General features: G+C 59.8%; 17 protein-coding genes. 8 read left to right on the plus strand and 9 right to left on the minus strand.

What is annotated here, in order from left to right:
* Nucleotides 1-30: 30 nt before the first annotated feature.
* Entirely contained in the window at nucleotides 31-318 is a 288-nt protein-coding gene (locus Q8K08_RS03945) for a co-chaperone GroES (RefSeq protein WP_118149858.1), read from the minus strand.
* A 185-nt stretch (nucleotides 319-503) separates the two neighbouring features.
* Between Q8K08_RS03945 and Q8K08_RS03950 the strand changes: the two genes are divergently transcribed.
* The 7 genes from Q8K08_RS03950 to Q8K08_RS03980 all read left to right on the plus strand — a co-directional run bounded on the left by Q8K08_RS03950 (nucleotide 504) and on the right by Q8K08_RS03980 (nucleotide 6543).
* Nucleotides 504-1505 (plus strand): TraB/GumN family protein, encoded by a 1002-nt coding sequence (locus Q8K08_RS03950; protein ID WP_304803272.1) that lies wholly within the window; start codon nucleotides 504-506, stop codon nucleotides 1503-1505.
* A 108-nt stretch (nucleotides 1506-1613) separates the two neighbouring features.
* Nucleotides 1614-2534 carry a manganese-dependent inorganic pyrophosphatase gene (locus Q8K08_RS03955; protein ID WP_304803274.1) on the plus strand — a complete coding sequence of 307 codons (921 nt, stop codon included), beginning with the start codon at nucleotides 1614-1616 and terminating at the stop codon, nucleotides 2532-2534.
* A 130-nt stretch (nucleotides 2535-2664) separates the two neighbouring features.
* Nucleotides 2665-3540, plus strand: coding sequence for a TIGR01459 family HAD-type hydrolase (locus tag Q8K08_RS03960; protein ID WP_305249255.1), 876 nt, complete (start codon nucleotides 2665-2667; stop codon nucleotides 3538-3540).
* Nucleotides 3541-3666: 126 nt separating this feature from the next.
* Nucleotides 3667-4110: a MaoC family dehydratase gene (locus Q8K08_RS03965; RefSeq protein WP_304803278.1), complete on the plus strand. Its 444-nt coding sequence runs from the start codon at nucleotides 3667-3669 to the stop codon at nucleotides 4108-4110.
* A gap of 28 nt (nucleotides 4111-4138) precedes the next feature.
* Entirely contained in the window at nucleotides 4139-5062 is a 924-nt protein-coding gene (locus tag Q8K08_RS03970) for a bifunctional riboflavin kinase/FAD synthetase (protein WP_304803281.1), read from the plus strand.
* A 21-nt stretch (nucleotides 5063-5083) separates the two neighbouring features.
* Complete coding sequence (locus tag Q8K08_RS03975; RefSeq protein ID WP_304803283.1) at nucleotides 5084-5527, plus strand: YcgN family cysteine cluster protein; 444 nt, start codon at nucleotides 5084-5086, stop codon at nucleotides 5525-5527.
* The gene (locus tag Q8K08_RS03980) at nucleotides 5527-6543 is read left to right on the plus strand and encodes a low specificity L-threonine aldolase (RefSeq protein ID WP_305249256.1); all 1017 of its coding nucleotides are present in this window, start codon (nucleotides 5527-5529) and stop codon (nucleotides 6541-6543) included. Before Q8K08_RS03975 ends, Q8K08_RS03980 begins: the two co-directional genes overlap by 1 nt.
* On the opposite strand, the gene Q8K08_RS03985 is transcribed toward Q8K08_RS03980, so the two are convergent.
* The gene (locus Q8K08_RS03985; protein ID WP_305249257.1) at nucleotides 6540-7352 is read right to left on the minus strand and encodes an alpha/beta fold hydrolase; all 813 of its coding nucleotides are present in this window, start codon (nucleotides 7350-7352) and stop codon (nucleotides 6540-6542) included. The genes Q8K08_RS03980 and Q8K08_RS03985 overlap by 4 nt on opposite strands.
* Nucleotides 7352-7945 carry a 2-hydroxychromene-2-carboxylate isomerase gene (locus tag Q8K08_RS03990; RefSeq protein ID WP_304803289.1) on the minus strand — a complete coding sequence of 198 codons (594 nt, stop codon included), beginning with the start codon at nucleotides 7943-7945 and terminating at the stop codon, nucleotides 7352-7354. The genes Q8K08_RS03985 and Q8K08_RS03990 overlap by 1 nt, the downstream gene beginning before the upstream one ends.
* A 92-nt stretch (nucleotides 7946-8037) precedes the next feature.
* On the opposite strand from Q8K08_RS03990, the gene Q8K08_RS03995 reads away from it, so the two are divergent.
* Nucleotides 8038-9057, plus strand: a complete 1020-nt coding sequence (locus Q8K08_RS03995; RefSeq protein WP_304803291.1) for a ribose-phosphate pyrophosphokinase — start codon at nucleotides 8038-8040, stop codon at nucleotides 9055-9057.
* 12 nt (nucleotides 9058-9069) lie between these two features.
* Here the strand turns inward: Q8K08_RS03995 and Q8K08_RS04000 are convergent, their stop codons facing one another.
* The 6 genes from Q8K08_RS04000 to Q8K08_RS04025 form a co-directional block, all read right to left on the minus strand.
* Complete coding sequence (locus Q8K08_RS04000; RefSeq protein WP_305249258.1) at nucleotides 9070-9420, minus strand: H-type lectin domain-containing protein; 351 nt, start codon at nucleotides 9418-9420, stop codon at nucleotides 9070-9072.
* Nucleotides 9421-9528: 108 nt separating this feature from the next.
* Entirely contained in the window at nucleotides 9529-9915 is a 387-nt protein-coding gene (locus Q8K08_RS04005) for a F0F1 ATP synthase subunit epsilon (protein WP_304803295.1), read from the minus strand.
* A gap of 10 nt (nucleotides 9916-9925) precedes the next feature.
* The gene (gene atpD / locus Q8K08_RS04010; RefSeq protein ID WP_305249259.1) at nucleotides 9926-11368 is read right to left on the minus strand and encodes a F0F1 ATP synthase subunit beta; all 1443 of its coding nucleotides are present in this window, start codon (nucleotides 11366-11368) and stop codon (nucleotides 9926-9928) included.
* A gap of 17 nt (nucleotides 11369-11385) precedes the next feature.
* Nucleotides 11386-12252: a F0F1 ATP synthase subunit gamma gene (locus Q8K08_RS04015; protein WP_304797645.1), complete on the minus strand. Its 867-nt coding sequence runs from the start codon at nucleotides 12250-12252 to the stop codon at nucleotides 11386-11388.
* A gap of 20 nt (nucleotides 12253-12272) precedes the next feature.
* Nucleotides 12273-13811, minus strand: a complete 1539-nt coding sequence (atpA, locus tag Q8K08_RS04020; protein ID WP_304797647.1) for a F0F1 ATP synthase subunit alpha — start codon at nucleotides 13809-13811, stop codon at nucleotides 12273-12275.
* Nucleotides 13811-14371, minus strand: a complete 561-nt coding sequence (locus Q8K08_RS04025; RefSeq protein ID WP_305249260.1) for a F0F1 ATP synthase subunit delta — start codon at nucleotides 14369-14371, stop codon at nucleotides 13811-13813. Before Q8K08_RS04025 ends, atpA begins: the two co-directional genes overlap by 1 nt.
* Nucleotides 14372-14651 lie beyond the last annotated feature (280 nt).

Genomic DNA, 14651 nt, shown 5'->3' on the forward strand with positions numbered 1-14651 from the left:
AGCGAGGGGCGGGGTTCAGCCCGCCATCCTTCAGGCGATGATGCCGAGGATGTCGCTTTCTTTCATGATCAGCAGCTCTTCGCCTTCCAGCGTCACTTCAGTGCCCGACCATTTGCCGAACAGGATGCGGTCGCCAGCTTTGACGGAAGGAGCAATCAGCTCGCCCGAATCCTTGCGCGCACCTTCACCAACCGAGACGATTTCGCCTTCAGCTGGCTTTTCTTTGGCGGTATCGGGGATGATCAGGCCGCCCTTGGTCTTGTCTTCGCCTTGAATGCGACGAACGAGCACACGGTCATGCAGCGGTTTGAAAGCCATCTGGTAACACTCCCTTAGGTTCCACGTTTAATCTTTTAGCACTCACTCTGGGCGAGTGCTAACGAGCCGTATTTAGGCACCGAATGGCCGCCTGTCAACCAGTCTGCGCACTGCATCTGGCTAGATTTTTACTTGGAATCGCGCGCGCCACCTGCCACCTTCGCGGCACATTCAAAGGGGTTTCCATGCGTCTTTTCCTGACAGCTCTGTGTTTTGCAATCATTCCGCTTCTGTCCGGCGGTCAGGCCCACGCCACCTGCACTGGCACAAACCTTCTTTCCCAAATGGCGCCGGAAGATCGCAGCCGTCTGGAACAGGCCGCCGCAAGACACCCCTTTCACCAAGGCAATCTGTGGCGCGCGACCAAGGGCGACCAGCACGTCACGCTTGTGGGCACCTACCATCTGTCTGATCCGCGTCACGATCAGGTGGTCGCAGCCATAACCCCCTATCTGGACACCGCGACCACGCTCTTGGTCGAAGCCGGCCCCGATGAGGAAACCGCTTTGCTGGCCGAAGTGGCTCGCGATCCCACGCTGTTCATCATGCCCGACACCACGCTGCCAACCCTGATGGACCCCGAAGAATGGCAAACCCTGTCCGACGCCATGTCACGTCGCGGCATTCCAGGCTTTATGGCCGCCAAATTTCAGCCTTGGTATATCACCGTGCTGCTTGCCGTTCCGCCCTGCATGATGGCCGACATGCAGGCGCAGGCCAAAACCGGGCTGGACCATCTGATCATGCAAGAAGCCAAAGCGCGCGGCATGCCGGTTCAGGGGCTAGAGGCGTTTGACACCGTCTTCACCCTGTTCGACGGCTTTTCGCGCGAAGATCAGATATCGATGCTACGGGCATCGCTGGCCATAGAGGATCAGGCCGAAGACTACATCACCACGCTTGCCGACAGCTACTTTGCGGGCGAATCGCGGCTGATCTGGGAGTTGATGCGCGATCTGTCGCTGCGAATGCCCGGCTATACTCCCGAACAGGTCGATGCGGATCTGGCCAAGATGGAGCAAGCACTTCTTGTCACCCGTAACATGGGCTGGATTCCGATCATCGAACAGGCCGCCGCCGATGGCCCTGTTGTGGCCGCTTTCGGCGCGCTGCATTTGCCGGGCGAATACGGCATCCCTTATCTGTTGCAGCAAAATGGCTGGGCCCTGACCCCCCTCACCCCCTGACGCATGTTGCTGCAACGCAGCATTGCCAAACTCACATAGCCGGGCAGGTGACAACGCGGTCGCGCGCGCCTATAAGCCGCGTCAAATCACATGCCTCAAGGTGCCCTCATGACCACGCTCGTATTCGGCCACAAATCCCCCGACACCGATTCCACCGGATCGCCAATCATCTGGGCATGGTATCTGTCCAACGTCCTTAACACCCCGGCCAAGGCGGTTTTGCTGGGCGAACCGAACACCGAAGCGGCTTTCGTGCTGACGCACTGGAACCTGACAAAGCCCGAAATCATCTCGGACGTGACCGCCGATGATAAAGTGGTGATCGTTGACACCAACAACCCGGCCGAACTGCCGCCCTCGATCAATGACGCCAAAATTCAGGGCATCATTGACCACCACCTGCTGGTCGGTGGGATCAAGACCAAAAACCCGATCGACATCACGATCCGCCCGCTCGCCTGCACTGCCACCATCATGCATGACCTGATGGGCGACGCACTGGCGCAGGCCCCGCGTGAGATCAAGGGTGCAATGCTGTCGTGCATTCTGTCCGACACGCTGGAATTCCGCTCGCCCACCACCACCGCGCATGACCGCGCCGTGGCCGAAAAACTGGCCGCCGATCTAAGCGTTTCGATCAATGATCTCGCCACCGCGATGTTCGAGGCCAAATCAGACGTTTCGGCCTTCTCTGACGCTGAACTGCTGCGCATGGATTCGAAAGAATACTCTGTCGCGGGCAAGGAACTGCGTGTTTCAGTTCTGGAAACCACGGCACCGAAAATCGTGCTGGACCGCAAAGCCAGCCTGATGGCGTCGATGGATGCCGTGGCAAAGGAAGACGGCGCCGATCAGGTGCTGCTGTTCGTGGTCGACATCCTGAAAGAAGAAGCCACGCTGCTGGTGCCAAACGATCTGGTCAAGCAAATGGCAGAGGCCTCCTTTGGCTGCACAGTGACGGGTGACACCGTGGTTCTGCCCGGCGTGATGAGCCGCAAAAAGCAGATCATCCCGGCGCTGAAGCTCTGAAACCCCGCAGGCAAGCGTCCGGCACAGACAGCCCGACGCTTGCCATACACCAGCCATACGCCAGCCATACACGGGCCAGACCCTGAATTCTTCGGTAATCCGGCCCGGATCACGCCAGAAAGGCCCACGCATGACCGAAATCATCCGCTCCCTCGCCGATCTTTCGGGCCGCTATGACGCCCTGTTCTGTGATCTCTGGGGCTGCTTGCACAATGGTGTGACGCCGTTTCCTGCTGCCGTCTCGGCACTTCAATCCTTCCGGGCGGGCGGTGGAAAGGTCATTCTGGTGACCAACGCACCGCGACCAAAATCAAGCGTTGTCAAGCAGTTGGATGCAATGGGCCTGCCGCGCGACGCGTGGGATGATGTGGCCACATCGGGAGATGCCACTCAGGCCGCCATGCTGTCAGGCGCGGCAGGCCCGCGCATCCACCACATCGGCGCGCCCAAAGATGAGCCTTTCTTCACCGATTTCGAGGATGATCTGGCCCACCTTGTCGCAAAGGCTGACATCACCCGCGTGTCGCTTGATCAGGCCACCGGGATTGTCTGCACGGGGATGGCAGATGATCTGACTGAAACGCCTGACGATTATCGCGGTAAGTTATTGATGGCAAAGGCGAAAGGGTTGAAAATGCTTTGTGCCAACCCCGATATCATCGTCGATATGGGCGACAAGCGGCTGTATTGCGCGGGCGCTTTGGCCAAAGCCTATGAAGACATGGGCGGCGAGTCGCTTTACTACGGCAAACCCCACCCGCCGATCTACGACCTCGCCCGCCGCCGCCTTGGTCTGGACGAGGCGCGCATCCTCTGCGTCGGCGATGGGATCAAAACCGATGTGCAGGGCGGCCTCGGCGAAGGGCTGGATACGCTGTTTGTCACAGGCGGCATTGCCTCGCATGAGTTTGGGCCAGATTTTTCCAATCCTGACAATGACTTGCTGCAATCGTGGCTGGCCTCACACCAGCTTTCCGCCACATTTGCGATCGGCTATCTGCGCTGACATAAAGCTGCGCAGGTAACATAATTGCGCCATCGGTCGCAGTTTCGGAAAAAACTTGCGCGCCCGAATTGCGCTGCACTGCGGCATTTGCTAATGTCGCCGCAGAACAATCACGGGAATCGCAAGATGTTGGACAATATGCCCCGCGGAACGATCTGCATCGAAGACCTTGAAATCGGCATGACGCGCGGCCTGTCCAAGTTGATCACCGACCGCGATATTGAGTTGTTTGCCGAGGTATCGACCGACCGCAACCCGGTCCATCTGGATGACGCCTACGCCCGAGACACCATATTCGAGGGCCGCATCGCCCATGGCATGCTGACGGCCGGGCTGATCTCCGCGGTGATCGGTGAACAGCTTCCCGGTCATGGCACCGTCTATCTGGGCCAGTCCCTGCGCTTCATGGCCCCCGTCCGTCCCGGCGATATTGTCGAAGCGGTGGTCACTGTAACGGCAATCGACCACGCAAAACGTCGGGTGACCCTTGAAACCCATTGCTCTGTCGGTAAAACGGTGGTGCTAAAGGGCGAGGCGCTGGTTCTGGCGCCAAGCCGCAAGTTCGACTGACGGGGCATCTGCCCCAGACCGGGGTAGAATGCAAATCCACCGTTCCTGGCAGGGGCTTCCCCCATCCGCCCGCAGCGCATCCTGCGCCATGGGCAATTTTGATGGTGTCCATCTGGGCCATCAGGCGGTGATCGACTTGGCCCGTGGCACTGCACCGCTGGGAATCGTCACGTTCGAACCCCACCCGCGCGAAGTTTTCGCCCCCGATTCCCCGCCCTTCCGCCTGATGAACGCCGAAGCCCGGCTGAACCGGCTGGCCAAGCTGGGCGTGCAGCATTTGTATGAACTGCCGTTTGACAAAACCCTTGCCAGCCTGACACCAGACGCCTTTGTGCGCGAGGTTTTGGCGGATGGTCTGGGCATCAGCCATGTCGTAGTCGGTGCAGATTTCTGCTTTGGTCGAGGGCGCGCGGGCAAGGCGGGCGACCTTCAGACACTTGGCACTGCCCATGGCTTTCAGACCACCATCGCCAAGCTGATCACCCGCGCTGACCAACCGATCTCGTCTTCTGCCATCCGCGCTGCGCTGACCGATGGTCGCCCGCGCGATGCTGCTGCCATGCTGGGCCATTGGCACCGGATCGAGGGCGAGGTGATCCACGGCGCAAAGCGCGGGCGCGAGCTTGGCTATCCCACCGCCAACATGTCGGTTGCAGGGCTGCACCTGCCAAAGCTGGGGGTCTATGCAGTCAAGGCCGATGTGCTGACTGGCCCACACAAAGGCAGCTACAATGGGGCCGCCAGCCTTGGCGTCCGGCCAATGTTTGGTGTAAACCAGCCCAACCTTGAAACCTTTATCTTTGATTTCACGGGTGATCTTTACGGCGCGCATCTGTCCATCGCCTTTGTCGATCACCTCCGCCCCGAGTTGAAGTTTGACGGCTTGCCTTCGCTGATGACCCAGATGGCCGCCGATTGCGACCAAGCCCGCACGATCCTGTCTGCCCTGTAACCCTTTGCCCAAGGCCCTATTATGCGTCCGAAGTTCTGGGAAACCATCCCGCTGACAAAGCTGACGCCCCAGGAATGGGAGGCGCTGTGTGACGGCTGCGGCAAATGCTGCCTGAACAAGATTGAATACGAGGACACCGGCGAAGTGGAATACACCCGCGTCGCCTGTCGCTTGCTGGACGGTGAAACCTGCCGCTGCATGCAATACCCGATCCGCAAGCAATTCGTACCCGATTGCGTGCAACTTTCGCCCAAGACCCTGCCAAAGATCGCCTATTGGATGCCGCGCACCTGCGCTTACCGGCTGCTGCACGAAGGCAAGAACCTGCCCGACTGGCACCCGCTGATCACCGGCGACCCCGAAAGCACGCACAAGGCCGGGGCCTCGGTCCGGGGCTGGACGATCCCCGAATTCGAGGTATCGGAGGATGACTGGGAAGACTACGTCATCGAGGAAACCCCCTGATGTTCTTTGCTTCTGACAACGGCGCGCCGGTTCACCCCGCGGTTTTTGCGGCGATGGAACGGGCCAATGCGGGTTATGCCCTGTCCTATGGCAATGATTCCGCCACCGAAGCCCTGCGCGACCGCATCCGCACGGTGTTTGAAGCGCCACAGGCCGAGGTGCTGTTGCTGACCACCGGCACTGCTGCCAACGCACTGGCGCTGTCGCTGCTGACCCCGCCTTGGGCCACCACCTTCTGCCATCGTCACGCCCATATCGCCGAGGATGAATGCGGCGCGCCCGAGTTCTTTTCGGGTGGCGCAAAGCTGACGCTGATCGACGGGCCGCAAGGCAAGATCAGCCCCGATGCGCTGTCGCAAGCCATCGCGCAGACCGGCGGCTCGGTTCATGTCGCGCAACGCGGCGCGCTTAGCCTGACCAACGTGACTGAGGCAGGCACGCTGTATACCGCCGCAGAACTGTCGGCCCTGACGTCGGTGGCAATGGCCAATGGCCTGCCCGTCCATCTGGATGGCGCACGCTTTGCCAATGCGCTGGTCGCCACCAACGCAACCCCGGCCGAACTGTCATGGCGCGCAGGCGTTGATGTGCTGACCCTTGGCGGCACCAAAAACGGGCTGCTTGGGGCAGAGGCGGTAGTGCTGTTTGACCCCGCAAAGGCATGGGAGGCCGCCCTGCGCCGCAAACGCGCAGGCCACCTGAATTCAAAGCTGCGCTTTGTTGCCGCGCAATTCGACGCGTGGTTTCAGGATGATCTGTGGCTGACGATGGCCCGACACGCCAATGATATGGCAAAGCGGCTCGCCACGGGTCTCGCGCATGTGCCGGGCGCTGAAATCCTCTACCCAACCCCCGCCAATATGATCTTTGTCCGTCTTCCGGCCGTTGCCCATACGCGCGCCAGTGCCGCCGGGGCCATCTACAGCAAAAGTGACGAAACTCTGTGCCGCCTTGTGGCCTCATGGTCCACGACCAAAGCCGATGTGGATGGTTTGCTGGCCGCCTTCAAAGGCTAAGGCGACAAGAACGCGCGGATCAGTGCCGCACAGTCGCGCGGATGGGTCACCGGCAGCATATGCCCCGCCCCCACCACCTGTGCACGCTGCACCTGCGGCAGGCGCCGTGCCAACTCGGTGTGAATTGCGTCGATGATTGGCGGCGACTGGTCGCCCTGCACCAGCAGCACCGGAACCCCCAAGGATTCCAGCCTGCCATAGACCAACATCCCTGCGGCATCGTCGTTCAACACCGGGTTCGTTGCCGCGACCAACGGTGTCCGGGCGCTGATATAGTCTTGCTGGGCCTCGGGCAGAGCGTCAAACGCCAGTCCCGCCCCCCAGATCGCCTGAAACGCCGCCGCAGCCTTATGCAGATCACCCACCCTGCGCGCAGCGGCAAATCCCGCATGGGCCGCCAGATGTGCGGCAAAACTCGGGCCACCCGCCGCACGCGCGGCGCAGAACAGCACAGGTTCGATCAGCACCAAGGCGCTGACAGCCTCGGGCCGTTCCAACGCCACCCGCAATGCGACCGTCGCGCCAAAGCTGTGCCCGATCAGCGGCACCGCCCCCAGATCAAGCTGCGCCAGCATGGCCAGCACATCGCGGGTGGTTTCGCTGTGGTAGTCGCCCCGCCCTGACCAATCCGCACTACGCCCATGCCCCGGCAAATCGGGTGCGATCAAGCCGAACTCTGGCAGCGCGGCAGCCAGCCCTGCAAATTTGCCCGAATGGGCAAGCGAACAGTGCAGCGCAACAGCAGTCTTGTCTCCTTGACCATACCGGCGCCAATAGAGAGGCGGGTCGGCCACCGCTGCGCCAGACATCACAGCTTGCCCGACAGATACAAATCCAGATCTTCCAACCGATCCTGCCCCCAGAACATCTCGTCACCAACAAGATACGTTGGCGTGCCGAACACGCCACGGGCAACTGCCTCTTCCAGATTGGCACCGTAGGTTTCCGCCCCGGCCAACATGCCGCTGTCTGCCAGCTTTGGGTCAAAGCCATGGCCGGTCAGAATGTCCCTGACAACCGCATCATCGGCGATATCCCGATCCTCTGCCCAGACCGCCCGACAAAAGGCGTGGACCAGCGGCCCCACATCTGCGCCTGTCGCGGCTGCGGCGATGATCGCATAGCAGGACGGCGCCGGATTTGCCGGGAAGAAGGCGGGCTTCAGGTTCAGCGGCATCCCCCATTTCGCCGCTTGCCGCCGCAGTTCCTGCAAGCGGTACGCGCGGCGGCTTTCATGGCGATCCGCCAACGCCTGCCCACCCGTGCGCGGCAACAGCGCCAGAATAGCAATCGGCTTGTAGGTGATGGTCGCGCCATGCCGCGCGGCGATGTCTTCCAGCCGGGTGCTCGCAAGATAGCAATACGGCGACATCGTTGCGAAAAAGTAATCGATTTGTGTCATTTGACCCGGTATCCCTTTGCATCGGTTTGCAAGACCCTAGTCGGGTGATAAGCGGTGTCAACGATCCGATTCCGTGGCCCCGGAGACCCATCATGCCCGCCATCACCGAACCCAAGCTGATTTCCGGCAATGCAAACATGCCGCTTGCCAAATCCATCGCCCGTCGCATGTCCGTGCATCGCGGCATGTCTGTGGGGCTGGTTGACGCCCGGATTGAACGGTTCAACGACCAGGAAATCTTTGTCGAAGTGTTCGAGAACGTGCGCGGCGAGGATATGTATGTCATCCAGCCCACGTCGAACCCGGCCAATGATAACCTTATGGAGTTGTTGATCATGGTCGATGCGCTGCGGCGCTCGTCAGCTGCCCGCATTACCGCCGTGATACCCTATTTCGGCTATGCCCGCCAGGATCGCCGCGCCAAGGCCCGCACCCCGATTTCGGCCAAACTGGTCGCAAACCTGATCGAAAGCGCGGGTGTTGACCGCGTGTTGACGCTGGACCTGCACGCAGCCCAGATCCAAGGCTTTTTCGACATCCCGGTGGACAACCTTTACGCCAGCCCGGTCTTTGCACTTGATATCGAACACCACTTCAAAGGCCAGATGGGTGACCTGATGGTTGTCTCTCCTGACGTTGGCGGCGTGGCCCGCGCGCGCGAACTGGCCAAGCGGATCAACGCCCCCCTGTCCATCGTCGACAAACGCCGTGAAAAGGCGGGCGAGATTGCCGAGATGAAGGTGATCGGTGACGTTCAGGGCAAGAAATGCATTATCGTCGATGACATCTGCGACACTGCGGGCACATTGTGCAAAGCCGCCGAAGTGCTGTTGGAAAACGGCGCGACCGAGGTTCACAGCTATATCACCCACGGCGTTCTGTCCGGCCCTGCGGTTGATCGGATCAAAAACTCGGTGATGAAATCATTGGTCATCACCGACTCGATCCAGCAAAGTGAGGCGGCAGCAGCGGCGTCCAACATCCGCATCGTGCCAACGGCCCCGATGTTCGCGCAAGCTATCCTGAACATCTGGAGCGGCACCAGCGTCTCCAGCCTGTTCGAGACGGAAACGCTGGTCCCAATCTATGAGGGTATGTATCAGCGCGGCTAACCGCTGCGTCTACTACTCAATCTCCCAGTCATCTTCGTCCGGCACCTGTCCGATGGCCATCCAATCTGCCCGGATGCGCGCAACACGGGTGTTTGCCCAAGTCTTGAAGACCAGATGAAACCCGGTTTCTATGATGTTTTCCGCTGTCAGGTCAGCACGGGCATTGGTCTGATGATCGGTGTCCCACATGGTTATTCCGACATGCACCGCTGGGGGCAGGCGGAAGGGTTCTTTGAACTCTACGATATGGCGACTTTCACGATCGCCTTCACCTGTCCACATGACCCCGCCATCGGCAAAGTCGGAAAACAGAACGCGAGAGCCCTGAGCTATAGCAATACTGCCCGGAGGAAACCGCTTCATACAGATGGCCCTTCTATGCTGACCCTGCCTCATAAAACTATTGGAGCTTAAAACGAACAGGCCCCAGCATATGCCGGGGCCTGTTCAAACTTCAACTGCTTCGGAACATTACTGCCCTATCATGCCACGCGCGGCCGCCATGTCTGCGACAGCTTTGTCAGCAGCGTCCTTGTCATCCGAGACGCCGGCAGCGTCGCGAACTTCGGCAAGCAGACTGTCCATCAGGGCGGGCGTCGCTTCTTCTACCGGCACAGCACGTTCGGCCAGAACCGATACACCCGTTGCGGTAATTTCTGCGAAACCGCCTGTCACGACAAACGATTTGGTGCCCTCGGCGCCAACCGCCTTGAGTATACCTGGACGCAAGGTGGTGATGGTGGGGGCATGCCCCTCCATCGCCGTCATGTCGCCCTCAGCGCCTGGGATCTGAACCTCAGTCGCCTGAACGGACGCGAGGCGGCGTTCCGGGCTTACGAGGTCGAACTGAAAAGCCATTCTACCCTCCTTATGCCGCAGCGGCGGCGAGTTTGGCAGCTTTGGCTTTCACGTCTTCGATGTCGCCAACCATGTAGAAGGCAGCTTCCGGCAGGTGGTCATATTCACCAGCAACCACGGCCTTGAACGACGCGATGGTTTTTTCCAGCGGAACCTGCACACCATCAGACCCGGTAAACACTTTTGCCACGTCGAACGGCTGCGACAGGAAACGCTCCAACTTGCGCGCGCGGGCGACGGCCAGCTTGTCATCTTCCGACAATTCGTCCATCCCAAGAATGGCGATGATGTCCTGCAGCGACTTGTAGCGCTGAAGCACCTTTTGCACGTCAGTCGCCACAGTGTAATGCTCGTCCCCGATGATCAGCGGGTCCAGCAGACGCGAGGTTGAACCCAGCGGGTCCACAGCCGGATAGATGCCTTTTTCCGAGATCGCGCGGTCCAGAACCGTCGTCGCGTCCAAGTGGGCGAACGAAGTGGCTGGCGCAGGGTCGGTCAAGTCATCGGCAGGAACGTAGACGGCCTGCACCGAGGTGATCGAACCGTTCTTGGTCGAGGTGATGCGTTCCTGCATCGCGCCCATGTCGGTGGCCAGCGTTGGCTGATAACCCACGGCAGACGGGATACGACCCAGCAAAGCCGACACTTCCGAACCGGCTTGGGTAAAGCGGAAGATGTTGTCGACAAAGAACAAAACGTCAGCACCGGTTTCGTCGCGGAACTGTTCGGCCATGGTCAGACCCGACAGAGCGATCCGCATACGCGCACCCGGAGGCTCGTTCATCTGACCATACACCAAGGCGATTTTCGACTTGGTCAGGTCTTCCAGATCGATAACGCCGGATTCGATCATCTCGTGATACAGGTCGTTGCCTTCACGGGTACGCTCACCCACACCGGCGAACACGGACACGCCCGAGTGAACCTTTGCGATGTTGTTGATCAGTTCCATGATCAGAACGGTCTTGCCCACACCGGCACCACCGAACAGACCGATCTTGCCGCCCTTGGTGTAAGGGGCCAGAAGGTCGATCACCTTGATCCCGGTCACAAGGATCTGGCTTTCGGTTGCTTGCTCGGCGAACGAAGGGGCCGGCTGGTGGATCGACCGGGTTTCCGTTGCGTTTACCGGACCACGCTCGTCAACCGGCTCGCCGATGACATTCATGATACGGCCCAGCGTTGCCATGCCGACCGGAACCTGAATAGGCTTACCCGTGTCAGACACCGGCGCGCCACGGACCAGACCTTCGGTCGCGTCCATTGCGACGGCGCGGACCGTGCTTTCGCCAAGGTGCTGCGCCACTTCCAGAACAAGCGGCTTGCCGTTGTTATCAGTGATCAGCGCGTTCAGAATTGCGGGAAGTTCGCCTTCGAACTGCACGTCCACGACGGCGCCGATAACTTGCGTCACCTTGCCCGCCGCGGCAGCTGCTTTCGGTGCTTTTGCCATGTCGTTTCTCCAGTTCCTCAGAGCGCTTCAGCGCCCGAAATGATTTCGATAAGCTCTTTGGTGATCGCAGCCTGACGCGAGCGGTTATAGATCGTCGTGTACTTCTTGATCATATCGCCTGCGTTGCGCGTTGCGTTGTCCATCGCGCTCATGCGTGCCCCCTGTTCCGAGGCACCGTTTTCCAGCAGAGCCGTAAAGATCTGCGTGGCAACACCACGGGGCAGCAGGTCGGCCAGGATGGCTTCTTCGCTTGGCTCATAATCGTAAAGGGCGCTGGTCGTGGCCCCTTCAAACTTGGCCGGAATGATCTGCTGCGCCGTCGGCACCTGACTGATGACCGACTGGAACCGGTTGTAAAAGATCGTCGCGACATCGAACTCACCCGCCTCAAAGCGGGTCAGAACTTCGCGCGCGATGGTTTGCGCATTGGCATAGCCCACGCGTTTTACCTCGGTCAGATCAACATGGCCGACCATGTTGCTTTCCAGATCGCGGCGCAGTTGCTCGCGGCCCTTTTTGCCGACCGTCAGGATCTTGACGGTCTTGCCAGCTGCCAGCAACTCATTAGCCTTCAGGCGGGCAAGCCGCGCGATGGTCGAGTTGAAGCCGCCGCAAAGGCCGCGCTCTGCTGTCATGACGACAAGCAGATGAACCTGATCCTTGCCCGTCCCGGCAAGAAGCCGGGGCGCGCTTTCCGATGTGCCGACCGATGCAGAAAGACCTGCCATGACTGCATTCATCCGCTCGGCATAGGGCCGGGCAGCTTCGGCAGCCTCTTGGGCGCGGCGCAGTTTTGCTGCCGAGACCATTTGCATCGCCTTGGTGATCTTGCGCGTGTTCTTGACGCTCGCGATCTTGTTTTTTAAGTCCTTAAGGCTGGGCATATCCCTGTCCTTTCAGACGCTTAAGCGAAGGTTTTGGCGAATTCAGCGATAGCGTCTTTCAGCTTTTGCTCATCTGCGCCTTTGATTTTCGGGTCAGCGGTGGTGATCCAGTCAAGGATGTCCTTGCGCTGGTTGCGAAGGAACGACAGCAGACCCGCTTCAAAACGACCCACATCCTTCACGGAAACCTTGTCAAGGAAGCCGGCGGTGCCCGCATAGATCACGCAGACGATTTCCGCGTTGGTTAGCGGCGAATACTGATTTTGCTTCATCAATTCGGTCAGGCGCGCACCACGGGCCAGCAACTGCTGGGTGGATGCGTCAAGGTCGGAACCGAACTGCGCAAACGCCGCCATTTCGCGGTACTGCGCCAGCGACAGTTTCACCGGACCAGCCACGGTTTTCATCGAGTTGGTTTGTGCAGATGAACCAACACGCGACACCGACAAACCGGTGTTCACAGCCGGGCGGATGCCCTGATAGAACAGTTCGGTTTCAAGGAATATCTGACCGTCGGTGATCGAGATCACGTTCGTAGGAATAAACGCCGACACGTCGCCGCCTTGCGTCTCGATGATCGGCAGCGCGGTAAGCGAGCCCGAACCAAAATCAGAGTTCAGCTTCGAAGACCGCTCCAGCAGGCGCGAGTGCAGATAGAACACGTCGCCCGGATAGGCTTCACGGCCCGGCGGGCGGCGCAGCAGCAGCGACATCTGGCGGTAGGCAACGGCTTGCTTGGAAAGGTCATCATAGATGATCAGCGCATGGCGGCCATTGTCGCGGAAAAATTCTGCCATAGCGGTGGCGGAATAAGGGGCAAGGAACTGCATGGGAGCGGGGTCGGATGCGGTAGCCGCCACCACGATGGTATAGGCAATCGCGCCGGTTTCTTCCAGCTTCTTGACCAGCTGCGCCACGGTTGAACGCTTCTGACCGATAGCCACATAGATGCAGTAAAGCTTCTTGCTCTCGTCGTCGCCTGCCGCCTCGTTATAGGACTTCTGGTTCAGAATGGTGTCCAGCGCGACGGCAGTTTTGCCGGTCTGACGGTCACCGATGATCAGTTCGCGCTGGCCACGACCAACGGGGATCATGGCGTCAACGGCCTTCAGGCCGGTTGCCATCGGCTCGTGCACCGATTTCCGCGGGATGATGCCGGGGGCTTTCACGTCGGCGATGCGGCGTTCGGTGGCCGCAATCGGGCCTTTGCCGTCGATCGGGTTGCCCAGACCGTCAACCACACGACCCAGAAGCGCGTTGCCCGCAGGCACGTCCACGATGGATTTGGTACGCTTGACGGTGTCGCCTTCCTTGATGTCCTGGTCGGAACCGAAGATCACGACGCCGACGTTATCGACTTCGAGGTTCAGTGCCATCCCGCGGATACCACCGGGGAATTCGACCATTTCACCGGCCTGAACATTGTCCAGACCATGTACACGGGCAATCCCGTCACCTACCGAAAGAACACGGCCCACTTCGGCCACTTCGGCATCTTTGCCAAAGTTCTTGATCTGCTCTTTCAGGATCGCAGAGATCTCAGCAGCCTGAATTCCCATCACCCAACCTCTTTCATTGCATTCTGGAGAGCTGCGAGCTTTGCCTTGATCGAAGTGTCGATCATGGTCGAGCCGAGCTTTACGACAAGACCGCCGATGAGGCTTTCATCAACGGTGGTTTTCAATTTCACGTCCTTGCCAACGCGCGCCTTCAGCGTGGAAGCAAGAGTATTGGCCTGTTCTGCCGACAGCTCTGTGGCCGATGTTACTTCGGCAGTCACTTCGCCCTTTTCTTCCGCAATCCGCGCGGTAAGGCTGATCAACACATGCGGCAACACAAACAGGCGGCGCTTGGCGGCCATCAGTTGCAGCGTCTTCGCGGTGAGGTCCGACAGGCCCATTTTCGCGACAATCGCTGCCATCGACCTGGCCTGATCATCGCGACTGAACACGGGAGACGAAATCAGCGTCCCGAAATCTGCGCTGGTGGACAATACGGCAGTCAGCGCGTCTGCGTCGGCCTCAAGGGCCTTGAGTGCCCCCGTTTCCTTTGCCAGCTCAAACAGAGCAGTGGCGTAGCGCGCGGCGATGCCGGAGGAGATCGAAGCTGGTTCGGACACGTCATCCCTTCCGTTGTCTTAGGCCCGTTGCTGCACCCGGCAGGTCAGAAGCCGCCAATGGCGCACACTTGCGCATGCGTCTTGATTTTCGGCGTCTCTAGCAGAGCCTTTGCCACCCCGCAACCGTGTTGGTCGCCTCTTTGTGATCCATCCATGCAGGTTTCTCACATGTTTGCGCTGCACCTGCACAAGTGCGACTTTTTGGCGCTCATCAGATCGGCCCGCCAGGACAAAATCACCCTTGGAAAAGCATCTTTGCGCGGTTTTTGCATCTGTTGAA

The organism is Pseudotabrizicola sp. (assembly GCF_030684215.1).
Taxonomy (GTDB): Bacteria; Pseudomonadota; Alphaproteobacteria; order Rhodobacterales; family Rhodobacteraceae; genus Pseudotabrizicola.